Genomic DNA, 25,340 nt, shown 5'->3' on the forward strand with positions numbered 1-25,340 from the left:
CAGCATGAAAGCAGCCCGTACAGGAAGGTTAAAACGCCAGGAAGATCAAGCCAGCTTTGTCAGCTGGCGTTTTGCGTTGCTCTGTAGCTGTATTCTGCTGGCGATGATCGGTCTGATGGCGCGGGCGGCCTATCTTCAGGTGGTTAACCCCGACAAACTGGTGCGTGAAGGGGATATGCGTTCGCTGCGCGTGCAGGAGGTGCCGACGGCGCGCGGCATGATCAGCGACCGCGCCGGTCGCCCGTTGGCGGTAAGCGTACCGGTTAACGCGGTGTGGGCCGATCCTCAACAGGTGAACGAACAGGGCGGCATCACGCTGGATACGCGCTGGAAAGCGCTCTCAGACGCGCTCGAAGTCCCGCTCGATCAGCTGGCGGCGAAGATTAACGCCAACCCGAAAGGGCGCTTTGTCTATCTGGCGCGTCAGGTCAACCCGGCCATCGGCGAATATATCCATAAACTGAAGCTGCCCGGCATTAACCTGCGTCAGGAGTCCCGCCGCTATTATCCTTCCGGCCAGGTCACGGCCCATCTGATCGGCTTTACCAATATTGACGGACAGGGTATTGAAGGGGTTGAAAAAAGCTTTGACCGCTGGCTGACCGGTCAGCCGGGCGAACGAACCGTGCGTAAAGATCGGTTTGGCCGGGTGATCGAAGATATCTCCTCCGTTGACAGTCAGGCGGCGCATAATCTGGCGCTGAGCATCGATGAGCGTTTGCAGGCGCTGGTCTATCGCGAACTGAGCAATGCGGTGGCGTTTAACAAAGCCGAGTCGGGCACCGCGGTGCTGGTCGATGTCGGTACCGGCGAAGTGCTGGCGATGGCCAACAGCCCGTCTTACAACCCCAATAATCTGGCCGGCACCGCCAAAGATATTATGCGCAACCGCGCCATTACCGATATTTTCGAACCCGGCTCCACCGTGAAGCCGATGGTGGTGATGACGGCGCTGCAGCGCGGGGTGATAAAAGAGAACAGCGTGCTCAATACCCTGCCTTATTACGTTAATGGTCACGAAATCAAAGACGTGGCGCGCTACAACGAATTGACCCTGACCGGGGTCCTGCAAAAATCGAGTAACGTCGGCGTTTCCAAGCTGGCGTTGGCGATGCCTTCCTCGGCGTTAGTGGATACTTACGCGCGCATGGGGTTGGGAAAGGCGACCAATTTGGGGTTGGTCGGAGAAAGCAGTGGCTTATATCCTCAAAAACAACGGTGGTCTGACATAGAGAGGGCCACCTTCTCTTTTGGCTACGGGCTGATGGTAACGCCGTTACAGTTAGCGCGAGTCTACGCCACGATCGGCAGCTTTGGCGTTTATCGCCCGCTGTCGATTACCAAAGTCGATCCGCCGGTCGCCGGCGAACGCGTGTTCCCGGAAGCGCTGGTGCGCACCGTGGTGCATATGATGGAAAGCGTGGCGCTGCCCGGCGGCGGCGGCACCAAGGCGGCGATTAAAGGCTACCGGATCGCGATTAAAACCGGCACGGCGAAAAAAGTCGGTCCGGACGGCAAATACATCAACAAATATATCGCTTACACCGCGGGCGTCGCGCCCGCCAGTAACCCGCGCTTCGCTCTGGTCGTGGTCATCAACGATCCGCAGGCCGGGAAATATTACGGCGGTGCGGTTTCAGCACCGATATTCGGCGCCATCATGGGGGGGGTATTACGGACGATGAACGTAGAACCTGATGCCTTGCCCACCGGCGAAAAAAACGAGTTTGTAATTAACCGAGAAGAGGCTCCAGGTGGCAGATCGTAATTTGCGCGAGTTATTAGCGCCGTGGGTGCAGGATGCCCCGGCCTGTGCGCTGCGGGAAATGACATTAGACAGCCGCGTTGCGGCTGCCGGGGATCTGTTTGTGGCGATTGTCGGCCACCAAACGGACGGACGGCGCTATATCCCGCAGGCCATTGCGCAAGGCGTCGCCGCGATTATCGCCGAAGCCGAAGGCGAGGCCGCAGATGGGGACGTGCGTGAAATGCACGGCATTCCCGTGGTTTACCTGAGCAATCTGCATCAGCGTCTTTCCGCTCTGGCGGGACGTTTCTATCGGCAGCCGGCGGAAAAATTGCAGCTGGTCGGCGTGACCGGAACCAATGGTAAAACCACCACGGCGCAGCTGCTGGCCCAGTGGAGCCAGGCGTTGGGCGAAACCAGCGCGGTGATGGGCACGGTGGGAAACGGCCTGCTGGGGCACGTCGCGCCGACCGGCAACACCACCGGATCGGCGGTGGAGGTACAGCAGGTGCTGAGGCAACTGGTCGATCAGGGCGCGACGTTTGCGGCAATGGAGGTCTCTTCCCACGGTCTGGTGCAAAACCGCGTCGCCGCATTGCCGTTCGCCGCGGCGGTATTCACCAATCTGAGCCGCGACCATCTGGATTACCACGGCGACATGGAACGCTATGAGGCCGCGAAATGGTCGCTGTTCGCCGACCACCGGGTGGGGCAGACGATCATCAATGCGGATGACGACGTCGGCCGCCGCTGGCTCGACAAACTGCCGGACGCCGTCGCCGTCACCATGGAAAACAATCTTGTCCCGGGCTGCCGCGGCCGCTGGCTGAAAGCCACCGGCATCGATTATCACGACCGCGGCGCCACTATCCGCTTCGACTCAAGCTGGGGCAATGGCGAAATCGCCAGCCGCCTGATGGGAGCCTTTAACGTCAGCAATACGCTACTGGCGCTGGCGACGCTGCTTTCCCTGGGCTATTCGCTGGATCGACTGATTAGCGCCGGCGCGCATCTGCAACCGGTGTGCGGCAGGATGGAGGTATTCAGCGCCCCGGGCAAACCGACGGTGGTGGTGGATTACGCCCACACCCCGGACGCGCTGGAAAAAGCGCTGGAGGCGGCACGGCTGCACTGCGCGGGGCAACTGTGGTGCGTCTTCGGCTGCGGCGGCGATCGCGATAAAGGTAAGCGCCCACTAATGGGGGGCATCGCGGAACAGCTGGCCGACAGAGTGGTGGTGACCGACGATAACCCGCGCAGCGAAGAGCCGCGCGCCATCGTCAAGGATATTTTAACCGGGCTGCTGGACGCCGGCCGCGTCCAGGTTATTTCCGGCCGCGCCGAGGCAGTCACCAGCGCCATTATGCAGGCGAAAGAGAACGACGTGGTGCTGGTGGCCGGTAAAGGCCATGAGGATTACCAACTGGTCGGCAATCAGCGGCTGGATTATTCGGACCGTATTACCGTCGCCCGCCTGTTGGGGGTTATCGCATGATGCGCGTTTCCTTGCAGCAGATAGCCTCGATTCTGGGCGCCCGGTTAATCGGCGGCAGCGTCGAAATCGACGATGTCGCCACGGATACGCGCAAGCTGCAGGCCGGCTGCCTGTTTGTCGCGCTGCGCGGCGAGAAATTCGATGGGCACGACTATGCCGCGGATGCATTGAAAAGCGGCGCGGCGGCTCTGTTGGTAAGTAAGCGCTTACCAGTTAATGCGCCGCAGTTGCTGGTGGAAGATACCCGTCTGGCGCTGGGCAAGTTGGCCGGCTGGGTAAGGCAGCAATCCAATGCCCGCGTGGTGGCGTTAACCGGCTCTTCCGGCAAGACGTCGGTCAAGGAGATGACCGCCGCCATTCTGCGTCAGCGCGGCAATGTGCTGTATACCGCCGGCAACTTTAATAACGACATCGGCGTGCCGCTGACGCTGCTGCGCCTGACGCCGGAGCATCAGTTCGCGGTGATTGAACTGGGGGCCAACCATATCGGTGAGATTGCCTACACCACCGATCTGGTGCGTCCGGAAAGCGCGCTGGTCAATAACCTTGCCGCCGCGCATCTGGAGGGCTTCGGCTCGCTGGCGGGGGTGGCGCAGGCGAAAGGCGAGATTTTTGCCGGCCTGCCGGCCGACGGCGTGGCGATTATCAATGCGGACAGTAATGACTTTCCGCACTGGCAGGTGACGCTGAGTCATAAAACCGTATGGCGTTTTTCACCGCAGGCCTCCGGGGATATCGATTTTTTTGCCAGCGATATCAAGGTGCTGGCGCAGGGTACGCAGTTCAGCCTGCATACGCCGTTCGGGGCGGTTGCGGTGACGCTGCCCCTGCCAGGGCGCCACAACGTGGCCAACGCGCTGGCCGCCGCCGCGCTGGCCATGTCCGTCGGCGCCACGCTGGCGGAGGTGAAAGCCGGTTTGGCGCAGCTTCAGGCGGTGCCGGGAAGGTTATTCCCGATTGTGCTGGCGCCGGGAAAATTGCTGCTGGACGACAGCTACAACGCCAATGTCGGCTCAATGACCGCGGCGGCGCAGGTTCTTGCTGAAATGCCGGGATACCGCGTGATGGTGGTCGGCGACATGGGGGAACTGGGCGACGAGGCGCGGGAGTGTCACCGTCAGGTCGGTCAGGCCGTTCGCGCCGCGGGCATCGATAAAGTCTTGAGCGTGGGGACGTTAAGCGAATTGATCGGCCGCGCCGGCGGCGATGGCGAACATTTTCAGGATAAGGGCGCGCTGGTTTCGCGCCTGGGCGCGCTGATAGCCGAACATAAAACAATAAGCATATTGGTTAAGGGTTCACGGAGCACCGCGATGGAGCAGGTAGTACGCGCATTACAGGAGAATGCAACATGTTAGTGTGGCTGGCCGAACATCTGGTCAAGTTTTATTCCGGCTTCAACGTCTTTTCCTATTTGACGTTTCGCGCCATCGTCAGCCTGCTGACCGCATTGGTGATTTCCCTATGGATGGGGCCGCATTTGATCGCCTGGCTGCAACGTTTGCAGATCGGGCAGGTGGTTCGCAGTGAAGGGCCGGAGTCGCATTTCAGCAAGCGGGGAACGCCGACGATGGGGGGAGTGATGATTCTGGCGTCGATCATTATTTCGGTGCTGATGTGGGTCAACCTGTCCAATCCCTATGTCTGGTGCGTGCTGGCGGTGCTGCTGGGCTATGGCGTGGTCGGCTTTATTGACGATTACCGCAAGGTTGTGCGTAAAGACACCAAGGGGCTGATCGCGCGCTGGAAATATTTCTGGCAGTCGCTGATTGCGCTGGTGGTGGCCTTCGTCATGTATTCGATTGGTAAAGACACGCCGGCCACCCAGCTGGTGGTGCCGTTTTTTAAAGACATCATGCCGCAGCTGGGGCTGCTCTACGTTGTGCTGGCGTACTTTGTGATTGTCGGGACCAGCAACGCGGTGAACCTGACCGACGGTCTGGACGGACTGGCGATCATGCCGACGGTATTCGTCGCCGCCGGATTCGCCCTGGTCGCCTGGGCGACGGGGAATATGAATTTTGCCGGTTATCTGCATATTCCCTATATCCGCCATGCCAGCGAACTGGTGGTCGTCTGTACCGCTATCGTGGGCGCCGGACTGGGCTTTTTATGGTTTAACACCTATCCGGCCCAGGTGTTTATGGGGGATGTGGGTTCGCTGGCGCTGGGCGGCGCGCTGGGCACCATCGCGGTGCTGCTGCGTCAGGAGTTTTTGCTGGTGATTATGGGCGGCGTGTTCGTGGTGGAGACGCTGTCGGTCATTTTACAGGTTGGGTCCTTTAAGCTGCGCGGCCAGCGTATTTTCCGCATGGCGCCGATTCATCACCACTATGAACTTAAAGGATGGCCGGAACCGCGGGTGATCGTGCGTTTCTGGATTATTTCGCTGATGCTGGTGCTGATTGGCCTGGCAACGCTGAAGGTACGGTAAAATATGGCGGACTATCAGGGTAAAAAAGTTGTCATTATCGGGTTGGGGCTGACCGGCCTCTCCTGTGTTGATTTCTTCCTCGCGCGCGGCGTGGCGCCGCGCGTGGTGGATACCCGTATCAGTCCGCCGGGGTTGGATAAGCTGCCGGAAAACGTCGAGCGCCATCTCGGCGATCTCAACGAAACCTGGCTGATGGACGCGGATCTCATCGTCGCCAGCCCGGGCATCGCGCTGGCGACGCCGATACTGAGCGATGCCGCCGAGGCGGGCATTGAGATCGTCGGCGATATCGAGCTGTTTTGCCGTGAAGCGCAGGCGCCCATCGTGGCGATCACCGGCTCCAACGGCAAAAGCACGGTGACCACGCTGGTGGGCGACATGGCGCGGGCCGCCGGGTGGCAGGTGGGCGTGGGCGGCAATATCGGCCTGCCCGCGCTGCGCCTGCTTGAGCATGAATGCCAGCTCTATGTGCTGGAACTGTCGAGTTTCCAACTGGAGACCACCAGCAGCCTGCACGCGGCGGCGGCGACCATTCTGAACGTGACCGAAGACCACACCAACCGCTATCCGTTTGGCTTACAGCAGTATCGCGCCGCCAAGTTGCGCATTTACGAAAACGCCGGCGTGTGCGTGGTTAACGCCGATGACGCGCTGACCATGCCGATTCGCGGCGCGGATGAGCGCTGCGTGAGCTTCGGCGTCGACGTCGGCGATTACCACCTGAATCGGCAGCAAGGGGAAACCTGGCTGCGGATTAAAGGCGAGCGGGTGTTGAACACCCGCGAGATTAAACTGGTGGGGCAGCACAACTACACCAATGCGCTGGCCGCCCTGGCATTGGCGGACGCCGTGGGTATTCCGCGTTCGTCGGCCTTAACGGCCCTGACCGCCTTTACCGGGCTGGCGCATCGTTTTCAACTGGTCTGGGAGCGCAACGGCGTGCGCTGGATCAATGACTCCAAGGCCACCAACGTCGGCAGCACCGAAGCGGCGTTAAGCGGCCTTAAGGTGGACGGCACCCTGCATCTGCTATTGGGCGGGGACGGCAAATCCGCCGATTTTTCGCCCTTGCTGCGCTATTTTCAGGGCGACGACATCCGGCTTTACTGCTTTGGCCGCGACGGCGAACAGCTGGCGGCGCTGCGTCCGGATATCGCCGAACGGACGGAAACCATGGAGCAATCCATGCATCTGATCGCGGGACGGGTCGCGCCCGGCGACATGGTTTTACTGTCGCCGGCCTGCGCCAGCCTCGATCAGTTCCGCAGTTTTGAACAACGGGGCGACGAGTTCGCCCGTCTGGCGGAGGAACTGGGCTGATGCGCTTCTCCGGGCTGGCGGTTGTCGAACGTATAAAAAACTGGGTCATGGGGACGCGGGAAAGCGATACGCTGAGCGTGGTTCTGTATGACCGCACGCTGGTATGGCTGACGTTCGGGCTGGCGGTGATCGGTTTTGTGATGGTGACGTCCGCCTCGATGCCGATCGGGCAGCGTCTGGCGAGCGACCCCTTTCTGTTCGCCAAGCGCGATGCGCTGTATCTGGGGCTGGCTTTGGCGCTGTCTCTGGTGACGTTGCGCATTCCCATGGAAATTTGGCAGCGTTACAGCCCGGTGCTGCTGTTGGCCTCCATGCTGCTGTTGTTGGTGGTGCTGGCGGTCGGCAGCTCGGTTAACGGCGCGTCGCGCTGGATATCGCTGGGGCCGTTGCGCATTCAGCCGGCGGAGTTATCCAAGCTGACTCTGTTCTGTTATCTGTCCAGCTATATGGTGCGCAAAGTGGAAGAAGTGCGAAACAACTTCTGGGGCTTTTGCAAACCGATGGGGGTGATGGTGGTGCTGGCGGTGCTGCTGCTGGCGCAGCCGGACCTCGGAACCGTGGTGGTGCTGTTTATCACCACCCTGGCGATGCTGTTTCTGGCGGGGGCGAAGCTATGGCAGTTTCTGGCCATTATCGGCTGCGGCATTTTTGCCGTTTGCCTGCTGGTTATCGCCGAACCCTACCGTATGCGGCGCGTCACCTCGTTCTGGAATCCGTGGGAGGATCCGTTCGGCAGCGGTTATCAGCTCACCCAATCCCTGATGGCGTTCGGCCGGGGGGAACTGTGGGGGCAGGGCCTGGGAAATTCGGTGCAGAAACTGGAATATCTGCCGGAGGCGCACACCGACTTTATTTTCTCCATTTTAGGTGAAGAACTCGGCTATATCGGTGTGGTTTTGGCGCTGTTAATGATATTCTTCGTCGCTTTTCGCGCGATGTCCATCGGGCGGCGTGCGCTGGAGATCAACCAGCGTTTTTCCGGTTTTCTCGCCTGTTCGATTGGCGTCTGGTTCAGCTTTCAGACGCTGGTCAACGTCGGGGCCGCGTCGGGGATGTTGCCGACCAAGGGGTTGACGTTGCCGTTAATCAGCTACGGTGGTTCCAGTCTGATCATCATGTCGACGGCCATCGTTATGCTGTTGCGTATTGATTTTGAAACGCGCCTGACCAAAGCGCAGGCGTTTACAAGGAGTGCCCGATGAGTGGCGAAGGCAAGCGTTTGATGGTGATGGCGGGAGGAACGGGGGGACATGTGTTTCCCGGGCTCGCCGTGGCGCATCATCTGATGGCGCAGGGCTGGCAGGTGCGCTGGTTAGGCACCGCGGATCGCATGGAAGCGGATTTAGTGCCGCAGCACGGTATCGAGATCGATTTTATCCGCATCTCCGGGCTGCGCGGCAAGGGGCTGCGCGCCCAACTGGCCGCGCCGCTGCGTATTTTCCAGGCGGTGCGGCAGGCGCGGGCGATAATGCGCCGCTACCGGCCGGACGTGGTGCTGGGGATGGGCGGCTATGTTTCCGGCCCCGGCGGTCTGGCCGCGTGGCTGTGCGGCGTACCGGTGGTGCTGCATGAGCAAAACGGGATTGCCGGGCTGACCAACCGCTGGCTGTCGCATATCGCCAAAAAAGTATTACAGGCTTTTCCGGGCGCCTTTGTGAAAGCCGACGTGGTCGGCAACCCGGTCAGGGCGGACGTACTGGCATTGCCCGCCCCGGCGGTTCGTCTGGCCGGCCGCAGCGGCCCGGTTCGGGTGCTGGTGCTGGGCGGCAGCCAGGGGGCGCGAGTCCTCAATCAGACGCTGCCGGGCGTCGCCGCGACCTTGGGCGACGGCGTGACAATCTGGCATCAGGTCGGCAAAGGCGCGCTGGCGGACGTTGAGCAGGCCTATCGGCAGGTCGGGCGGACGCAGCACAAGATCGCTGAATTTATTGATGATATGGCGCAAGCCTACGCCTGGGCCGACGTGGTGGTCTGCCGTTCCGGCGCGCTGACGGTCAGTGAAATCGCCGCCGCCGGTTTGCCGGCGCTGTTTGTCCCTTTCCAGCATAAGGACCGGCAGCAGTATTGGAACGCCCTGTCGCTGGAAAGAGCGGGGGCGGCGAAGATTATCGAACAGCCGCGGTTTAACGCGGCGTCGGTAAGTGAAGTCCTGGCGAACTGGGATCGCGCCACGCTGCTGGCGATGGCGGAAAAGGCCCGAGCGGTGGCCGTTCCCGACGCCACGGAGCGCGTGGCGAAGGCGGTGAGCGCCGTAGCGGGCTCAGTGGTTCATAGCTGATTAATTAATACATTATCGCCGGGCGGCGCTGCCGTTCGGGGGATTAAATAAGGTAGCGATAGAAAAAAGTGAATACTCAACAACTGGCGAAACTGCGTTCAATCGTGCCCGAGATGCATCGCGTCCGGCACATCCACTTTGTCGGCATCGGCGGTGCCGGCATGGGCGGTATCGCCGAAGTGTTGGCTAATGAAGGGTATCAGATAAGCGGGTCCGATCTGGCGCCGAACGCCGTCACCCGGCAGTTGAGCGAACTGGGCGCGCAGATCTATTTTCACCATCGGGCGGAAAACGTACTGAACGCCAGCGTGGTGGTGGTCTCCAGCGCCATTTCCGCCGATAACCCGGAGATTGTGGCGGCGCACGAGGCGCGTATTCCGGTGATCCGCCGGGCGGAAATGCTGGCCGAGCTGATGCGTTTCCGTCACGGCATCGCGGTGGCGGGAACGCACGGTAAAACCACCACCACGGCGATGGTCGCCAGCATCTACGCCGAAGCGGGGCTGGATCCGACGTTTGTCAACGGCGGATTGGTGAAGGCGGCGGGCACCCACGCGCGTCTGGGTTCCAGCCGTTACCTGATCGCGGAAGCGGACGAAAGCGACGCCTCGTTCCTGCATCTGCAGCCGATGGTGGCGATCGTGACCAATATCGAAGCCGATCACATGGATACCTATCATGGCGATTTTGAAAACCTGAAGCAGACCTTTATCAGCTTCTTGCACAATCTGCCGTTTTACGGCCAGGCGGTGATGTGTGTGGACGACGCGGTGATCCGTGAACTGCTGCCGCGGGTCGGGCGCCATATCACCACCTACGGCTTTAGCGACGACGCCGACGTGCGCGTCGCCGACTATCAGCAGACCGGCGCGCAGGGGCACTTTACCCTGGCGCGCCAGGATAAGCCGCTGCTGCAGGTGACGCTGAACGCGCCGGGGCGTCACAACGCGCTGAACGCCGCCGCCGCGGTGGCGGTGGCGATGGACGAGGGTATTGACGACGAGGCGATCCTGCGCGCGCTGGAGCGCTTTGAAGGCACCGGCAGACGGTTTGATTTTCTGGGCGAATTCCCGCTGGAGCGGGTAAACGGACAAAGCGGCAGCGCCATGCTGGTGGATGATTACGGCCACCATCCGACCGAAGTCGACGCGACCATCAAGGCGGCGCGCGCGGGCTGGCCGGACCGGCGTCTGGTGATGGTGTTTCAGCCGCACCGCTATACGCGTACCCGAGACCTGTACGATGACTTTACGCATGTGCTGTCGCAGGTGGACGTTTTACTGATGCTGGAGGTGTATTCGGCGGGCGAGTCGCCGATTCCCGGCGCGGATAGCCGCTCTTTGTGCCGCACCATCCGCGGGCGCGGTAAGATTGATCCGATTTTGGTGCCCGACGTGGATACCTTGCCGGAACTGTTGTCACAGGCGCTACGCGGCGGAGATCTGGTCTTGGTTCAGGGCGCCGGCAATATCGGCAAGCTGGCGCGGAAACTGGCTGATTCCCGGCTGCAGCCCCAGATAAGCGAGTGAGGAACATCATGACTGAGAAAGTTGCCGTATTGCTTGGTGGTACCTCTGCCGAACGTGAAGTGTCGCTGCTTTCAGGTCAGGCGGTGCTGGAAGGCCTGAAAGAAGCGGGCATCAATGCCCATGGCGTGGATACGCGCGAGTTTCCGGTAACGCGGCTGAAGGATGAGGGATTCACCAAAGTCTTTATCGCCTTGCACGGCCGCGGCGGCGAAGACGGCACCTTACAGGGGCTGCTGGAATTTTTACAACTGCCCTATACCGGCAGCGGGGTGATGGCGTCCGCGCTGACGATGGACAAACTGCGCACCAAACTGGTGTGGCAGGCGTTGGGGTTGCCGGTGTCGCCGTATATCGCCCTGAACCGGCGGCAGTTTGCCGCGCTTGCAGAGGATGAGCTGCTGGAAAAATTCGCCCATTTGGGTACGCCCCTGATAGTGAAGCCAAGCCGCGAAGGCTCCAGCGTCGGCATGAGCAAGGTGAATCAGGTCGCGGAACTGCCGGCCGCGCTGGAAGAGGCGTTTCGTCATGACGACGAGGTGCTGGTGGAAAAATGGCTCAGCGGCCCGGAGTACACGGTCGCCATTCTTGGCGACGAGGTGCTGCCGTCGATTCGGATCCAGGCCGCGGGCACGTTTTACGACTATGAAGCGAAGTATCTGTCGGATGATACGCAGTACTTTTGCCCAAGCGGTCTGTCGGCGGAAAAAGAACGGGAACTGGCCGCTCTGTCGCTGGCGGCCTACCGCGCGCTGGACTGCGGCGGCTGGGGCAGAGTGGATCTGATGATGGACGGCGACGGGGCTTTTTATCTGCTGGAGGTCAACACCTCTCCGGGGATGACCAGCCACAGTCTGGTGCCGATGGCGGCAAGGCAACAGGGGTTGAGTTTCTCACAGCTGGTTGCCAGGGTTCTGGAACTGGCCGGCTGATATGTCGCAGGCAGCGCTGAATACGCGCGCACGGGAACCCGAATCGAAAGGGGCTCGTCGCAGTAACGGAGGCCAACTGGCGGGGATGATTTTCCTGCTGATGGTGGTGGGGACGATCGTCTGGGGAGGATGGATGGTCGTCGGCTGGATGAAGGACGCCAGCCGCCTGCCGTTGTCCAGAATGGTGGTGACGGGCGAAAGGCAGTACACCACCAACGACGATATCCGTCAGGCGATTTTGTCGCTGGGGTCGCCGGGAACCTTTATGACGCAGGATGTGAACGTCATCCAGCAGCAGATTGAACGTCTGCCCTGGATCAAACAGGCCAGCGTGCGCAAACAGTGGCCGGACGAATTAAAGATTCATCTGGTTGAATATGTTCCGGTGGCGCGTTGGAATGATCTGCTAATGGTCGACGGCGCGGGAAATGCTTTCAGCGTACCGGCCGAGCGGGTCGGCAACCGCAAGATGCCGTTATTGTACGGTCCGGAAGGGAGTGAAATCGATGTTCTGGAGGGTTACCGGACCATGAATCAGGTGCTGGCGGCTGGGAAATTCAACCTGAAAACGGTGGCGATGAGCGCGCGTCACTCATGGCAACTGGGGTTGGATGATGATACCCGTATCGAACTGGGACGGGACGATCGGGCCAAGCGGCTGGCGCGTTTTATCGAGCTTTATCCGCTGTTGCAGCGCCAGGCGCAGAGCGAGAACAAGCGCGTCGGCTATGTGGATCTGCGCTATGACAGCGGCGCGGCGGTAGGCTGGGCGCCGGCCTTGTTTGAACAGCAAGACGCTGAGCAGCAGCATGGGATTGAGCGGCAACAGAACAGTAATCAGAATCAGGCACAGGCTAAACAACAATGATCAAGTCGACGGACAGAAAACTGGTAGTTGGGCTGGAAATCGGTACGGCAAAGGTGGCCGCACTGGTAGGGGAGGTTCTGCCCGATGGCATGGTCAATATTATCGGCGTGGGCAGCTGCCCGTCGCGCGGTATGGATAAAGGCGGCGTCAACGATCTCGAATCGGTGGTCAAATGCGTGCAGCGCGCGATCGACCAGGCCGAACTGATGGCGGACTGCCAGATATCCTCCGTCTATCTGGCGCTGTCGGGAAAGCACATCAGTTGCCAGAATGAAATAGGGATGGTGCCGATTTCGGAAGAAGAGGTGACGCAGGACGACGTGGAAAGCGTGGTGCATACCGCCAAATCGGTACGCGTGCGCGATGAGCATCGCATTCTGCACGTGATCCCGCAGGAGTACGCCATTGATTATCAGGAAGGGATCAAGAATCCGGTGGGATTATCCGGCGTGCGCATGCAGGCGAAGGTCCACCTGATTACCTGCCATAACGATATGGCGAAGAATATTGTCAAAGCCGTTGAACGCTGCGGCCTGAAGGTGGATCAGCTGATTTTCGCCGGTCTGGCCTCCAGCTACGCCGTTTTGACGGAAGACGAGCGCGAACTGGGCGTTTGCGTGGTGGATATCGGCGGCGGCACGATGGATATCGCGGTTTACACCGGCGGCGCCCTGCGCCACACCAAGGTTATCCCTTACGCGGGCAACGTGGTGACCAGCGATATCGCCTACGCGTTCGGCACGCCGCCGACGGATGCCGAAGCGATAAAGGTGCGCCACGGCTGCGCATTAGGCGCCATCGTCGGCAAAGATGAAAACGTCGAGGTTCCCAGCGTCGGGGGCCGCCCGCCGCGCAGCCTGCAACGGCAGACGCTGGCGGAAGTGATTGAACCGCGTTACACCGAACTATTGAATCTGGTGAACGACGAACTTTTACAGTTGCAGGAGCAGTTACGTCAACAGGGCGTTAAACACCATCTGGCGGCAGGTATCGTGCTTACCGGTGGTGCGGCGCAAATAGACGGCCTGGCGGCCTGTGCGCAGCGGGTGTTCCACACCCAGGTGCGTATCGGCCAGCCGCTAAATATTACAGGTCTGACGGATTATGCGCAGGAACCTTACTACTCAACGGCGGTCGGGTTGCTGCATTACGGCAAAGAGTCTCACCTTGGCGGTGAGCATGAGGTCGAAAAACGTGCCTCGGTGAGCAACTGGTTCAAAAGAATCAATAGCTGGCTGAGGAAAGAATTTTAATTTTATCAAAGAGATCACCTGGCACAGTTTATGATCTCGCAGTTACAGGCACAAAACGGAGAGAAACTATGTTTGAACCAATGGAATTAACCAACGACGCGGTGATTAAAGTCATCGGCGTCGGCGGCGGCGGCGGCAACGCCGTCGAGCATATGGTGCGCGAGCGCATCGAAGGCGTTGAATTTTTCGCGGTCAATACCGATGCTCAGGCATTGCGCAAGACGGCGGTAGGCCAGACGATCCAGATCGGCAGCGGCATCACCAAAGGTCTGGGCGCCGGCGCCAACCCGGAAGTCGGGCGTAATTCGGCGGAAGAGGACCGCGAGGCGCTGCGTACGGCGCTTGAAGGCGCCGATATGGTGTTTATCGCCGCGGGCATGGGCGGCGGCACGGGTACGGGCGCGGCGCCGGTGGTTGCCGAAGTGGCGAAGGATCTGGGCATCCTGACGGTCGCCGTGGTGACCAAGCCTTTCAACTTCGAAGGCAAAAAGCGTATGGCATTCGCCGAGCAGGGCATCGCCGAGCTCTCCAAGCACGTCGACTCCCTGATCACCATTCCGAACGATAAACTGCTGAAAGTTCTGGGACGCGGCATCTCCCTGCTGGATGCGTTCGGCGCCGCGAACGACGTGTTGAAAGGCGCGGTTCAGGGTATCGCCGAACTGATTACCCGTCCCGGTCTGATGAACGTCGACTTTGCCGACGTGCGCACCGTGATGTCCGAAATGGGTTACGCCATGATGGGGTCGGGCGTGGCGCGTGGCGAAGATCGTGCGGAAGAAGCGGCCGAAATGGCCATCTCCAGCCCGCTGCTGGAAGATATCGACCTGTCCGGGGCGCGCGGCGTGCTGGTTAACATCACCGCGGGCTTCGATCTGCGTCTGGATGAGTTCGAAACCGTGGGTAACACCATTCGTGCTTTTGCTTCCGACAACGCGACTGTGGTTATCGGTACCTCGCTCGATCCGGAAATGAATGACGAACTGCGCGTCACCGTGGTGGCGACGGGCATCGGCATGGACAAGCGGCCGGAAATTACCCTGGTGACCAATAAGCAGTCCAGCCAGCCGGTGATGGATCATCGCTATCAGCAGCACGGCATGACGCCGCTGACCCAGGAAAAACCGGCGGCTAAAGTGGTCAACGACCAGAATCAGCAGGCTAATAAAGAGCCGGATTATCTGGATATCCCGGCGTTTCTGCGTAAGCAGGCGGATTAATATCGCCCTATGACGTTGGAATCTCCGCTCTTTGTGCTAAACTGTCCCGCCGATCCTGGTATAAACTAGGTCGGTAGGTTCAGTAACATGCGAGATAAAATGATGATCAAACAACGTACACTAAAACGTATTGTTCAGGCGACAGGGGTCGGTTTGCATACCGGCAAGAAAGTCACCCTGACCATGCGGCCTGCACCGGCAAATACCGGGGTCATCTATCGTCGCACCGACTTGAATCCACCGGTTGATTTTCCGGCTGATGCAAAATCCGTGCGTGATACCATGCTCTGTACTTGCCTGGTTAATGAGCATGACGTGCGTATTTCCACGGTGGAGCACCTTAACGCCGCGCTGGCGGGGTTGGGGATTGACAATATTGTCATTGAAGTCGATGCGCCGGAAATTCCAATTATGGACGGCAGCGCCAGTCCTTTCGTCTACCTGCTGCTGGATGCGGGGATTGAAGAGCTGAACAGCGCCAAGAAATTCGTGCGTATCAAGCAGCCCGTGCGGGTTGAAGATGGCGATAAATGGGCCGAGCTGACGCCGTTCAACGGTTTTAGCCTGGATTTCACCATCGATTTCAACCACCCGGCTATTGATGCAGGATCCCAGCGTTATCGTCTGGACTTTTCTGCCGACGCTTTCGTGCGTCAGATAAGCCGCGCGCGTACTTTCGGTTTTATGCGTGATATCGAATATCTGCAGTCTCGTGGGTTGTGCCTGGGCGGCAGTTTCGATTGTGCAATAGTGGTGGATGACTACCGCGTGCTGAACGAAGACGGACTGCGTTTTGAAGATGAGTTCGTGCGCCATAAAATGCTGGACGCCATCGGCGACCTGTTTATGTGCGGTCACAACATCATCGGCGCATTTACCGCCTTCAAGTCAGGACATGCCTTGAATAACAAACTGTTGCAGGCTGTGTTGGCGAAGCAGGAAGCGTGGGAATACGTCACCTTCGAAGATGACGCTGAAATGCCGCTGGCGTTCAAGGCGCCGTCGACCGTATTGGCTTAACGCATAAAGTCGTTATTTCTTATTACGACTGGTTTTACTGGTACCCTCTCCGGCCAGTGAAGCCAGTCGTTCTAATATCCGGCGCAACTTCTCCGGGCTCTGACCGGCCAAACCCCGCAATATTTCCGCACTTTGTTCGCTCAACTGGCGAAATGGTTTTGCCTCTTCCTCCTTGTCGGGCGTGCCGATAGCGCTTTTTTTCACGATTTCATGCCCTTTTGCGGCGAGCGCGGGATTAATCCTGATGTCGATCGAGGCCAATGATGGTAATATTTGGGCGCGCAGTGCAGAGAGCAGGGCTGGCTGTTCATAACGTAACCGCATCAACCAGTTAGCGTTGGCGGTTTCCAGCACCAGCAGTCCATGCCGATAGTTGGCAACGCGGCACCAAGGGTGCAGCTGTGCGGGAAGCAATCCGCGCACCGCCCGGTTGAGTTTTAATAAAGCGATAGCGCGCTGCTGCACATCCCGCAGTGGGCCGGTACCCGCACCCGATGCGCTATCAAACAGGGATTCCAGTGATTGTGGGCGGCTATCACGCATAAATCAGGCTCCGACGGACGTTAAACTAGTGATCGGTATTCTAAATCGTTGGCGACAATTTGGCAGACGTTATTTCTGGCCGCATCTCTTATTGGGGATGGTCGCGGCGAGCCTTGGCTTGCCGGCCGGTCTGAATGAGTCGCAGGATCTGGCGCCGTTGCCTAATTCCGCTTCCAGCGTCAGCCGCCAGAACAGCGTATCGCTCAGCCTTACCGATTTAGTGGCGTTGAAAGAAGCGCAGCGTCGCTCTTCTTTTGGCGTGGACTACTGGCATCAGCATGCCATCCGCACGGTAATACGTCACCTCTCTTTTGCGCTTACCGCGCCGCAGCAGCTACATGCGCAGCAGGTCGACGACTTGCCCTCGCATTCTCTGGTGCTGCTGGATACGCTGAGCGCGTTGCTTACGCACCAGGAACAGCAACCCACCATCATTCGCCAGACCGGGCGAGCTTCCGATTTTTCCCCAGCGCAGCATCAGACGGGCATCTGGCTGGCCCAGGTTCGCGGCATTCGCGCCGGCCCCGCTATCCATAGCTGAAAAAGATTGCTTGCTAATTAACAGCTGTAGGATTTCCTCCCAGTTTTTTTGATGTTGTGCCGCCACTGGATGAGTGGCATTTGTGAGATTAAAACTATTATGGTCATGAATATATTAACCAAAATTTTTGGTAGCCGTAACGATCGTACGCTGCGCCGTATGCGTAAGAACGTTGAGGTGATCAACCGTCTGGAAGCCGATATGGAAAAGCTTTCGGATGACGAACTGAAAGCCAAAACGGCTGAATTCCGCGAGCGTCTGGAGAAAGGCGCATCGCTGGAGAGCCTGCTGCCGGAAGCCTTCGCCGTGGTGCGCGAATCCAGCAAACGGGTGTTCGGCATGCGCCACTTCGACGTGCAGCTTATCGGCGGGATGGTTTTGAACGAGCGCTGCATTGCGGAAATGCGCACCGGTGAAGGTAAAACGCTGACCGCGACGCTGCCCGCTTATCTCAATGCCCTGACCGGCCGCGGCGTGCACGTGGTGACGGTGAACGACTATCTGGCGCAGCGCGATGCGGAAAACAACCGTCCGCTGTTTGAGTTCCTGGGATTGAGCGTCGGCATCAACCTGCCGGGCATGCCGGCGCCGGCCAAGCGCGAAGCCTATGCCGCGGATATTACTTACGGCACCAACAACGAATACGGTTTTGACTATCTGCGCGACAATATGGCCTTCAGCCCGGAAGAGCGCGTACAGCGTAAACTCTATTATGCGCTGGTGGATGAGGTTGACTCCATCCTGATCGATGAAGCCCGTACCCCGCTGATTATTTCCGGTCCGGCTGAAGACAGCTCCGAACTTTATATTCGCGTTAACAAAATCATTCCCCACCTGATCCGTCAGGAGAAAGAGGATTCGGATACCTTCCACGGCGAAGGCCACTTCTCGGTGGATGAGAAAGCGCGCCAGGTCAACCTGACCGAGCGCGGTCTGGTGCTGGTGGAAGAGCTGCTGGTGCGCGAAGGCATTATGGATGAGGGCGAGTCGCTCTACTCGCCGGCCAATATTATGCTGATGCACCACGTGACCGCCGCGTTGCGCGCCCATGTGCTGTTTACCCGCGACGTGGATTACATCGTGAAAGACGGTGAAGTTATCATCGTCGATGAGCATACCGGGCGTACCATGCAGGGGCGTCGCTGGTCGGATGGTTTACACCAGGCGGTGGAGGCGAAAGAGAATGTCGCTATCCAGAATGAAAACCAGACGCTGGCCTCCATCACCTTCCAGAATTACTTCCGTCTGTATGAAAAACTGGCCGGGATGACCGGTACCGCGGATACCGAAGCCTTTGAATTCAGTTCGATTTATAAGCTGGATACCATTGTCGTTCCCACCAACCGTCCGATGATCCGTAAAGATCTGCCCGATCTGGTCTATATGACCGAGAGCGAGAAGATTGACGCCATCATTGAGGATATCAAGGAACGCGCCACCAACGGACAGCCGGTGCTGGTGGGTACGATTTCCATCGAAAAGTCGGAGGTCGTTTCTCAGGCGCTGGATAAAGCGGGCATCAAGCACAACGTGCTGAACGCCAAATTCCACGCCATGGAGGCGGATATCATCGCCCAGGCGGGCCAAAGCGGCTCGGTAACCATCGCCACCAATATGGCCGGTCGTGGTACCGATATCGTGCTGGGCGGAAGCTGGCAGGCTGAAATCGCCCGCTTGGAAAATCCCGACGACGCGCAGATAGCCGAAATTAAAGCGGCATGGCAGGTGCGCCATGACGCGGTGCTGGCGGCGGGCGGTTTGCATATTATCGGTACCGAGCGTCATGAATCCCGCCGTATCGATAACCAGCTGCGCGGCCGTTCCGGTCGTCAGGGGGATCCGGGTTCTTCACGTTTCTACCTGTCGATGGAAGATGCGCTGATGCGTATTTTCGCCTCCGACCGCGTATCCAACATGATGCGTAAACTGGGGATGAAGCCCGGCGAGGCGATAGAACACCCCTGGGTGACGAAGGCGATCGCCAATGCGCAGCGCAAGGTGGAAAGCCGCAACTTCGATATCCGTAAGCAATTGCTGGAATATGATGACGTGGCGAACGATCAGCGCCGGGCGATTTACACCCAGCGCAACGAGCTGCTGGACGTTTCCGATATCAGCGAAACCATCAACAGTATCCGCGAAGACGTGTTTAAGGTGGCCATCGACAGCTGTATTCCGCCGCAGTCGCTGGAAGAAATGTGGGACGTCGAAGGTCTGGAGCAGCGTCTGAAAAATGACTTTGATCTGGATATGCCGATTAAAGAGTGGCTGGATAAAGAACCTGAGCTGCATGAAGAGACGCTGCGCGAGCGCATTTTACAGCAGGCGATCGAGGTTTATCAGCGTAAAGAAGAGGTTGTGGGCAGCGAGGTGATGCGTAACTTCGAGAAAGGCGTGATGCTGCAAACGCTGGATTCCCTGTGGAAAGAGCATCTGGCGGCGATGGACTACCTGCGTCAGGGTATCCATCTGCGCGGTTACGCGCAGAAGGATCCCAAACAGGAATATAAGCGCGAGTCTTTCGCCATGTTTGCGGCCATGCTGGAATCGCTGAAATATGAGGTGATCGGTACGCTGAGCAAAGTACAGGTTCGTATGCCGGAAGAGATTGAGGCGCTGGAGCAGCAGCGGCGTGAAGAGGCCGAGCGTCTGGCCCGTCAGCAGCAGTTGAGCCACCAGGAAGAGGAGACTCAGAATGCCGGCGCGCCGATTCATGCCGAGCGTAAAATTGGTCGTAACGACCCTTGTCCTTGCGGCTCCGGGAAAAAATATAAGCAATGCCACGGTCGATTACAGAAGTAGCCGCCCGTTGAATTGAGCAATAATATAAAGGCGGTCGCAGAGACCGCCTTTTACTTGATGGGACGTATTATGGTGCAAAAACAGTTATCCGTTGCGGTGGGCATTATCCGCAATGCCGAGCGGCGGTTTTTTATTGCTCGTCGACCGGCCGGCGTTCATATGGCGGGGATGTGGGAATTTCCCGGCGGTAAAGTGGAAGCGGGCGAAACCCCGGCGCAGGCGCTGATCCGTGAACTGCGTGAAGAAACCGGGATTGAGGCGCAAAACCCGCAGCCGCTGAATACGAAAACTTTCTCTACGCCGGAGCGCGCCATCACGCTGCATTTTTTTCTGGTGGAGAGCTGGCTTGGCGAGCCATACGGCCGTGAAGGTCAGTCTTCCCGCTGGTTGAGGGCGGATGAGCTGCTGGAAAATGAATTCCCGCCGGCGAATGCGGAGATGATCCGCTGGTTGAAAGCCAATTAACGCGGTTCTTAAGCGCGAGCGGCCGCCGTTGCCGGCGGGCGTTTGAAAAACGTGGAGCTACTCCTTAGTGCTGCGGTTCGCTCCAGTCTTCGCTGTCGGAAATAATATCATCGCTGGGGATACACTTTTCCTCGTCGGCCCATTCCCCCAGATCGATAAGCTGGCAGCGCTTGCTGCAAAACGGGCGGTAAACGCTTTTCTCATTCCAGATAACGGTTTTCTTGCAGGTCGGGCATTTTACGCTGGTAACGTCATTAGTCATGGCTTTTTCCTAACATATTCTCTTAACTATTTGTTCTTAAACATTTTTTCTTAACAACAGGCCAAATCAAACGGTAGCCGGGCGGGAATCTGGCCGTTCTCATTGTCCAGGGACAGGAAACGGATGGCGTAGCGCGTTTTGTGACCGGAAATTTGCGGATAGAGCTGATAAGCCAGATCGATACGCAGACGTAACAGATCGGCCTCAGAGGCATTATCCTGAAAGAAGCCGTTCTGGCTAATCTGCGGGCGGAAGGTGGCGGAATGACGGATCAGCTCCAGTATCATATCCAGCGATTTCTTTAACGGCGCCAATGAGTCGAGCCAGCCCGCCACCAGCTGTTCGCGCTGTTCCTGCGGCTGATAAAGCCAGATATGCAGCGTGGGCAAATCGAAGCTGCAACATCCTCCCGGTATGCTGAGCCGCTGACGGACCATGGCGATCAGCCGATCTTCCCTCAGGAGTTGTCCCATCCGCGGGGCGGCCATCAGCACGCCTGACTGCGTTTTCAACTGCTGGCGCAGGGAATGGATCCGCTCCATATCAACACCGGGAACATGGCTCCATTGCAGTAATTTTTGCTGCTGGCGTTCCAGCTCTTTTAGCAGTTCGGTGCGAACATCCCCGCGCTCCAACACATCCATCAGGTCGGAAATGGCGCGAAAAAACGTCAGCGCGCTTCCCATGTCGGTCAGGGAATGGTTGCGGTGCAACTGCTGCAACAATGATTCGATACGCAACCAGGTGCGTGTTTTCTCGTTTAAAGGATATTCAAATAAAATGGTTGAGGATACGTCACTCATGCTTATTAATCCTGTCAGCGGCTGAGGCAGCGAGCTCAAGGTAACGACGATGCAATTGTGCAACGCACGATGCAAGCTCTCTTTGGCTGCGACTATTATCAATAATATCATCGGCATAGGCCAGGCGCTGTTCACGAGTCGCCTGGGCCGCCAGTATGTTTTCTGCTTGTTGACGACCGATCCCGTCTCGGGCCAGCGTGCGTTCAAGCTGAGTATCCCGGTTCACATCGACCACCAGAACACGCTGGGCATGGCGTTGTAAACCATTCTCTATTAGTAATGGCACAACCCACAAGACATAGGGATCGGTCGATTCCTGAAACCGGGATTGTGTTTCCGCATGAATCAACGGGTGCAATAGATTATTCAGCCATTGCTTATCCTCCGGGGAGGAAAAGATTCTTTGGCGCAACGCGGCGCGGTTCAACGAGCCGTCGGCGTGCAGGATGTCGGCGCCAAAGCGGAGCCTGATGGCGTCCAGCGCCGGTTTCCCCGGTTCAACCACCTGACGGGCAATGATATCCGCGTCAATGATGGTCACCCCGAGTTTGGCGAACTCATCGGCTACCGTACTTTTGCCGCTGCCGATGCCACCGGTTAAGGCTACGATATATGTCATATGCCGATTTTAAAAGTTGATGGATGAATTTATCCGATTTTATCCCAAATAGGGAAGTTTTGCGCGCGGAATAACATGGCGTAAAGATAACGTGATGCCAGTATGGCTGCGGTCTGTGACGAGTTTCAACCCCCTATGTCGCCCCGCCGGCGGCGGGGCGACAGATTGAACGTTTCGATAAAAAATGGCGTAGGGCGGTTTAGGCCCTCGGTCCGGCGTTTACTCCAGGCTCACAACCACGACTGATTTGGCGGGGATTTTCAATGCCAGCAGCGAGCCGTTAATTTCGCCATCCCGATAGTTTTCCGGATGAATAACTTCGGGCTTACCGGGGATGTTGTGCGCGTCCGTCGCCGCGCCGGTCAGTATTTCACCGGAAACAGACGTCGCTTTAAGCGTCCCCAGATTGATGGACAGATCATAGCCTTCGCGCGGGTTCATGTTGGCGACGCCGATATATACCTTGCCGTCCTGCGCCCTGGCGGCGGAGACATTAAAAGCCGGGAACGATTTGCCGTCGGAGGTGAGCAGCGGCGCCTTAACATCAAGCGGGATGGCGGTAGCATCCTGGAACGGCACATACATCCTGAAGGCATAATAGGTCGGCGTCAGCGCGATCTTGTCGCCTTCAGTCAGGATCATCGCCTGCAAGACATTGATGGCCTGGGCGATGTTGGTCATACGCACGCGCTCGGCATATTTATGGAAGATATTGAAATTGGCGGCGGCCAGGATACCGTCGCGCAGGGTGTTCTGCTGGAACAGATGGCCGGCATAGGTGCCTGGCTCAACGTTATACCAGGTGCCCCATTCGTCAACGAACAGACCGATGCGTTTTTGAGGATCGTGCTTATCCATCACGGCGATATGCTGCTGCAGCACATCGTCCATGCGCAGGGTTTGCTGGAAAATCGCGTTCCACTGCTCGTCAGGGAAACCCGTAGCGCTGGCCTGATTACGATTTATCCACTCTCCCGTCAGCACGGTATAGAAATGCAAAGAGATGGCGTCCAGATGAAACGCGGCGTTTTTCATGACCACGTCCGTCCAGTTAGTGTCGTCGTTATTCGCGCCGGAGCCGACGCGCAGCGCGGTATTGTCATTGTCTTCATGGAAGTTGAGGCCGTCTTTGTGGAAAAAAGATCCCCAGCGGCGCAGTTCGTTGGAATAATACTCCGGCGTCATATTGCCGCCGCAACCCCAGCTTTCATTGCCGATGCCGATAAAAGGCACCTTAAACGGCTTGTCGCGGCCATTGGCGCGGCGCTCGTTGGCCAGGCTGTCCTGCTCCGTCGACGTCAAATACTCAATCCATTCGCGCATTTCCGTCGGCGTGGATGACGCGACGTTAACCGAAATATAGGCATCCGCGCCGATCTGTTCGGCAAAGTCGAAAAACTCATGGGTGCCGAAGGCATTGTTTTCCAGACCGCCGCCCCACCAGTTATTCTTGCGCACAGGGCGTTTTTCGCGCGGCCCTATGCCGTCACGCCAGTGATATTCGTCGGCGAAACATCCTCCCGGCCAGCGTACGACCGGCACCTTGAGCGCTTTGAGCGCGGCGACGACATCGTTTCTGATGCCGCGCGTGTTCGGAATGGAGGAGTCGGGGCCGACCCAGATGCCATCGTAGATGCCGCGTCCCAGATGCTCAGAAAACTGGCCATAGATATAGCGTGATATCCGCGGGCCGGATTGTTCGGCTTTCAGCGTCGCTTCGATGCGGTTCTCCGCGACCGCCGTCGACATCATTCCCATCAATCCCACCATTAATACCGAGAGCTTCATTTTTCTCATCATCATCCCGCCCATAATATTTAAGATAAAAAAAACCCGAGTGAGCCTCTTGCGAGGACCCACTCAGGTTTTGCCTGGTCGATGACCAGTGACAATCCGGTTTTTAGCGAGAGAAAGATTATAGTGATTAAACGAACGGTGATGTAACGTACGTCACATTTCACTCGTCATCGTCCCTGACGGTGATGATGACAGGGAGTCATCCGCTAAACGTCCCCCGCCGGCGCCACCTGAAAAAGTAAATTCGCGCTCTTGTCGCAGGATTATTCCCGCGTATGATAACGTCACTGGAAAGGGCATGAATTACGCCGAACATCACCGTTGCGCCTCGTCGCCACTAACCAGGAATGCAAACCCCATGCGTATTGAAGAAGATTTGAAATTAGGCTTTAAAGACGTTCTTATCCGGCCCAAACGCTCTACCCTCAAAAGTCGTTCCGACGTTGAACTGGAGCGTCAATTCACTTTTCTCCACGCCGGGTGCGACTGGTCCGGCGTGCCGATTATCGCCGCCAATATGGATACGGTCGGCACCTTCCGCATGGCGGAGACGCTGGCGTCGTTCGATGTATTAACGGCGGTGCATAAACATTATTCGCTGGAGCAATGGACGCGCTTTGTGCAGGATTCATCCGCATCGGTGTTAGGTCACGTGATGGTGTCAAGCGGTACGTCGGCCGCCGATTTCACCAAGCTGCAGCAAATTCTGGCGTTGTCGCCCGAGCTGAAGTTTATTTGTATCGACGTCGCCAATGGCTACTCGGAGCATTTTGTCACCTTTCTGCAAAAAGTGCGTGAGGCCTTTGCGGACAAAGTGATTTGCGCGGGCAACGTGGTGACCGGTGAAATGGTCGAAGAACTGATTCTATCAGGGGCGGATATCGTTAAAGTCGGTATTGGTCCGGGTTCCGTATGCACCACCCGCGTCAAGACCGGGGTTGGCTATCCCCAGCTTTCCGCGGTGATTGAATGCGCCGATGCCGCCCACGGTCTGGGAGGGCAGATCGTCAGCGACGGCGGCTGTTCCGTGCCGGGCGACGTGGCGAAAGCCTTTGGCGGCGGCGCCGATTTCGTTATGCTGGGCGGCATGCTGGCCGGGCATGATGAATGTGAAGGCGTCATTGTGGAAGAGAATGGCGAAAAAATGATGCTGTTCTATGGCATGAGTTCGGCTTCAGCAATGGAGCGCCACGTGGGAGGCGTCGCGGAATACCGCGCCGCCGAAGGTAAAACGGTCAAATTGCCGCTGCGCGGCCCGGTTGATAACACCGTACGCGATATTCTGGGCGGATTGCGTTCCGCCTGCACCTATGTCGGCGCTTCACGCTTGAAGGAGCTGACCAAGCGCACCACGTTTATTCGCGTCGCCGAGCAGGAAAATCGTATTTTCAATAGCTGACGAACGACGTCCGCCG

The 25,340-nt window shown here is 58.1% G+C and carries 22 protein-coding genes; 17 read left to right on the forward strand and 5 right to left on the reverse strand.

The annotated features are described in order from the left end of the window. The first annotated feature begins 4 nt into the window (after positions 1-4). From DDT56_RS08940 to lpxC, 13 genes are all read left to right on the forward strand, one after another. Positions 5-1,768 carry a peptidoglycan glycosyltransferase FtsI gene (locus DDT56_RS08940; protein ID WP_136166102.1) on the forward strand — a complete coding sequence of 588 codons (1,764 nt, stop codon included), beginning with the start codon at positions 5-7 and terminating at the stop codon, positions 1,766-1,768. Continuing rightward, positions 1,755-3,242 (forward strand): UDP-N-acetylmuramoyl-L-alanyl-D-glutamate--2,6-diaminopimelate ligase, encoded by a 1,488-nt coding sequence (murE, locus tag DDT56_RS08945; protein WP_136166103.1) that lies wholly within the window; start codon positions 1,755-1,757, stop codon positions 3,240-3,242. Before DDT56_RS08940 ends, murE begins: the two co-directional genes overlap by 14 nt. After that, positions 3,239-4,600 carry a UDP-N-acetylmuramoyl-tripeptide--D-alanyl-D-alanine ligase gene (gene murF / locus DDT56_RS08950; RefSeq protein ID WP_136166104.1) on the forward strand — a complete coding sequence of 454 codons (1,362 nt, stop codon included), beginning with the start codon at positions 3,239-3,241 and terminating at the stop codon, positions 4,598-4,600. The genes murE and murF overlap by 4 nt, the downstream gene beginning before the upstream one ends. Continuing rightward, a complete protein-coding gene (gene mraY / locus DDT56_RS08955) occupies positions 4,594-5,676 on the forward strand; it encodes a phospho-N-acetylmuramoyl-pentapeptide-transferase (protein ID WP_136166105.1) in 1,083 nt (360 codons plus the stop codon). Before murF ends, mraY begins: the two co-directional genes overlap by 7 nt. Positions 5,677-5,679: 3 nt before the next feature. Continuing rightward, positions 5,680-6,996: a UDP-N-acetylmuramoyl-L-alanine--D-glutamate ligase gene (murD, locus tag DDT56_RS08960; RefSeq protein WP_136166106.1), complete on the forward strand. Its 1,317-nt coding sequence runs from the start codon at positions 5,680-5,682 to the stop codon at positions 6,994-6,996. Next, entirely contained in the window at positions 6,996-8,198 is a 1,203-nt protein-coding gene (gene ftsW / locus DDT56_RS08965) for a cell division protein FtsW (RefSeq protein ID WP_136166107.1), read from the forward strand. Before murD ends, ftsW begins: the two co-directional genes overlap by 1 nt. Further along, positions 8,195-9,274, forward strand: a complete 1,080-nt coding sequence (gene murG, locus DDT56_RS08970; RefSeq protein WP_136166108.1) for an undecaprenyldiphospho-muramoylpentapeptide beta-N-acetylglucosaminyltransferase — start codon at positions 8,195-8,197, stop codon at positions 9,272-9,274. The genes ftsW and murG overlap by 4 nt, the downstream gene beginning before the upstream one ends. A 68-nt stretch (positions 9,275-9,342) precedes the next feature. Beyond that, positions 9,343-10,803 (forward strand): UDP-N-acetylmuramate--L-alanine ligase, encoded by a 1,461-nt coding sequence (murC, locus tag DDT56_RS08975; protein WP_136166109.1) that lies wholly within the window; start codon positions 9,343-9,345, stop codon positions 10,801-10,803. An 8-nt stretch (positions 10,804-10,811) separates the two neighbouring features. Further along, positions 10,812-11,732, forward strand: coding sequence for a D-alanine--D-alanine ligase (locus tag DDT56_RS08980; RefSeq protein ID WP_136166110.1), 921 nt, complete (start codon positions 10,812-10,814; stop codon positions 11,730-11,732). Position 11,733: 1 nt separating this feature from the next. Next, complete coding sequence (gene ftsQ, locus DDT56_RS08985) at positions 11,734-12,600, forward strand: cell division protein FtsQ (RefSeq protein ID WP_136166111.1); 867 nt, start codon at positions 11,734-11,736, stop codon at positions 12,598-12,600. Beyond that, a complete protein-coding gene (gene ftsA, locus DDT56_RS08990; protein WP_009111447.1) occupies positions 12,597-13,853 on the forward strand; it encodes a cell division protein FtsA in 1,257 nt (418 codons plus the stop codon). The genes ftsQ and ftsA overlap by 4 nt, the downstream gene beginning before the upstream one ends. A 68-nt stretch (positions 13,854-13,921) precedes the next feature. Beyond that, entirely contained in the window at positions 13,922-15,073 is a 1,152-nt protein-coding gene (ftsZ, locus tag DDT56_RS08995) for a cell division protein FtsZ (protein ID WP_009111448.1), read from the forward strand. 102 nt (positions 15,074-15,175) lie between these two features. Next, positions 15,176-16,093 (forward strand): UDP-3-O-acyl-N-acetylglucosamine deacetylase, encoded by a 918-nt coding sequence (gene lpxC / locus DDT56_RS09000; protein WP_040343643.1) that lies wholly within the window; start codon positions 15,176-15,178, stop codon positions 16,091-16,093. 12 nt (positions 16,094-16,105) lie between these two features. Here the strand turns inward: lpxC and DDT56_RS09005 are convergent, their stop codons facing one another. Beyond that, positions 16,106-16,636: a DUF721 domain-containing protein gene (locus DDT56_RS09005; RefSeq protein ID WP_136166112.1), complete on the reverse strand. Its 531-nt coding sequence runs from the start codon at positions 16,634-16,636 to the stop codon at positions 16,106-16,108. 28 nt (positions 16,637-16,664) lie between these two features. Here DDT56_RS09005 and secM point away from each other — a divergent pair, with 28 nt between their 5' ends. The 3 genes from secM (at position 16,665) to mutT (ending at position 20,444) form a co-directional block, all read left to right on the forward strand. Next, the gene (gene secM, locus DDT56_RS09010; RefSeq protein WP_136166113.1) at positions 16,665-17,177 is read left to right on the forward strand and encodes a secA translation cis-regulator SecM; all 513 of its coding nucleotides are present in this window, start codon (positions 16,665-16,667) and stop codon (positions 17,175-17,177) included. Between the two features lie 99 nt (positions 17,178-17,276). Continuing rightward, positions 17,277-19,979 carry a preprotein translocase subunit SecA gene (gene secA / locus DDT56_RS09015; RefSeq protein ID WP_136166114.1) on the forward strand — a complete coding sequence of 901 codons (2,703 nt, stop codon included), beginning with the start codon at positions 17,277-17,279 and terminating at the stop codon, positions 19,977-19,979. A 69-nt stretch (positions 19,980-20,048) separates the two neighbouring features. Continuing rightward, positions 20,049-20,444, forward strand: a complete 396-nt coding sequence (mutT, locus tag DDT56_RS09020) for an 8-oxo-dGTP diphosphatase MutT (protein WP_136166115.1) — start codon at positions 20,049-20,051, stop codon at positions 20,442-20,444. Between the two features lie 64 nt (positions 20,445-20,508). Here the strand turns inward: mutT and yacG are convergent, their stop codons facing one another. From yacG to DDT56_RS09040, 4 genes are all read right to left on the reverse strand, one after another. Further along, positions 20,509-20,706 (reverse strand): DNA gyrase inhibitor YacG, encoded by a 198-nt coding sequence (gene yacG, locus DDT56_RS09025; RefSeq protein ID WP_136166116.1) that lies wholly within the window; start codon positions 20,704-20,706, stop codon positions 20,509-20,511. A gap of 50 nt (positions 20,707-20,756) precedes the next feature. Further along, positions 20,757-21,509, reverse strand: a complete 753-nt coding sequence (gene zapD / locus DDT56_RS09030) for a cell division protein ZapD (RefSeq protein ID WP_136166117.1) — start codon at positions 21,507-21,509, stop codon at positions 20,757-20,759. Next, the gene (coaE, locus tag DDT56_RS09035; RefSeq protein WP_136166118.1) at positions 21,502-22,128 is read right to left on the reverse strand and encodes a dephospho-CoA kinase; all 627 of its coding nucleotides are present in this window, start codon (positions 22,126-22,128) and stop codon (positions 21,502-21,504) included. Before coaE ends, zapD begins: the two co-directional genes overlap by 8 nt. A 219-nt stretch (positions 22,129-22,347) precedes the next feature. Further along, positions 22,348-23,916 carry an alpha-N-arabinofuranosidase gene (locus DDT56_RS09040; RefSeq protein WP_246856749.1) on the reverse strand — a complete coding sequence of 523 codons (1,569 nt, stop codon included), beginning with the start codon at positions 23,914-23,916 and terminating at the stop codon, positions 22,348-22,350. Between the two features lie 367 nt (positions 23,917-24,283). Here DDT56_RS09040 and DDT56_RS09045 point away from each other — a divergent pair, with 367 nt between their 5' ends. Beyond that, the gene (locus DDT56_RS09045; protein WP_136166119.1) at positions 24,284-25,324 is read left to right on the forward strand and encodes a GMP reductase; all 1,041 of its coding nucleotides are present in this window, start codon (positions 24,284-24,286) and stop codon (positions 25,322-25,324) included. Positions 25,325-25,340 lie beyond the last annotated feature (16 nt).

Source organism: Brenneria corticis, assembly GCF_003115855.1.
Taxonomy (GTDB): Bacteria; Pseudomonadota; Gammaproteobacteria; order Enterobacterales; family Enterobacteriaceae; genus Brenneria; species Brenneria corticis.

Bases quoted from the DNA above. Each gene is read 5' to 3' on its own strand.
- DDT56_RS08940 (WP_136166102.1), top strand. From the start codon at position 5: ATGAAAGCAGCCCGTACAGGAAGGTTAAAACGCCAGGAAGATCAAGCC.
- secA (WP_136166114.1), top strand. From the start codon at position 17,277: ATGGTCATGAATATATTAACCAAAATTTTTGGTAGCCGTAACGATCGT.
- coaE (WP_136166118.1), bottom strand. From the start codon at position 22,128: ATGACATATATCGTAGCCTTAACCGGTGGCATCGGCAGCGGCAAAAGT.
- mraY (WP_136166105.1), top strand. From the start codon at position 4,594: ATGTTAGTGTGGCTGGCCGAACATCTGGTCAAGTTTTATTCCGGCTTC.
- mutT (WP_136166115.1), top strand. From the start codon at position 20,049: ATGGTGCAAAAACAGTTATCCGTTGCGGTGGGCATTATCCGCAATGCC.
- DDT56_RS09045 (WP_136166119.1), top strand. From the start codon at position 24,284: ATGCGTATTGAAGAAGATTTGAAATTAGGCTTTAAAGACGTTCTTATC.
- lpxC (WP_040343643.1), top strand. From the start codon at position 15,176: ATGATCAAACAACGTACACTAAAACGTATTGTTCAGGCGACAGGGGTC.
- zapD (WP_136166117.1), bottom strand. From the start codon at position 21,509: ATGAGTGACGTATCCTCAACCATTTTATTTGAATATCCTTTAAACGAG.
- ftsA (WP_009111447.1), top strand. From the start codon at position 12,597: ATGATCAAGTCGACGGACAGAAAACTGGTAGTTGGGCTGGAAATCGGT.
- ftsQ (WP_136166111.1), top strand. From the start codon at position 11,734: ATGTCGCAGGCAGCGCTGAATACGCGCGCACGGGAACCCGAATCGAAA.
- murD (WP_136166106.1), top strand. From the start codon at position 5,680: ATGGCGGACTATCAGGGTAAAAAAGTTGTCATTATCGGGTTGGGGCTG.
- ftsW (WP_136166107.1), top strand. From the start codon at position 6,996: ATGCGCTTCTCCGGGCTGGCGGTTGTCGAACGTATAAAAAACTGGGTC.
- ftsZ (WP_009111448.1), top strand. From the start codon at position 13,922: ATGTTTGAACCAATGGAATTAACCAACGACGCGGTGATTAAAGTCATC.
- DDT56_RS08980 (WP_136166110.1), top strand. From the start codon at position 10,812: ATGACTGAGAAAGTTGCCGTATTGCTTGGTGGTACCTCTGCCGAACGT.
- DDT56_RS09005 (WP_136166112.1), bottom strand. From the start codon at position 16,636: ATGCGTGATAGCCGCCCACAATCACTGGAATCCCTGTTTGATAGCGCA.
- murG (WP_136166108.1), top strand. From the start codon at position 8,195: ATGAGTGGCGAAGGCAAGCGTTTGATGGTGATGGCGGGAGGAACGGGG.
- yacG (WP_136166116.1), bottom strand. From the start codon at position 20,706: ATGACTAATGACGTTACCAGCGTAAAATGCCCGACCTGCAAGAAAACC.
- murF (WP_136166104.1), top strand. From the start codon at position 3,239: ATGATGCGCGTTTCCTTGCAGCAGATAGCCTCGATTCTGGGCGCCCGG.
- DDT56_RS09040 (WP_246856749.1), bottom strand. From the start codon at position 23,916: ATGAAGCTCTCGGTATTAATGGTGGGATTGATGGGAATGATGTCGACG.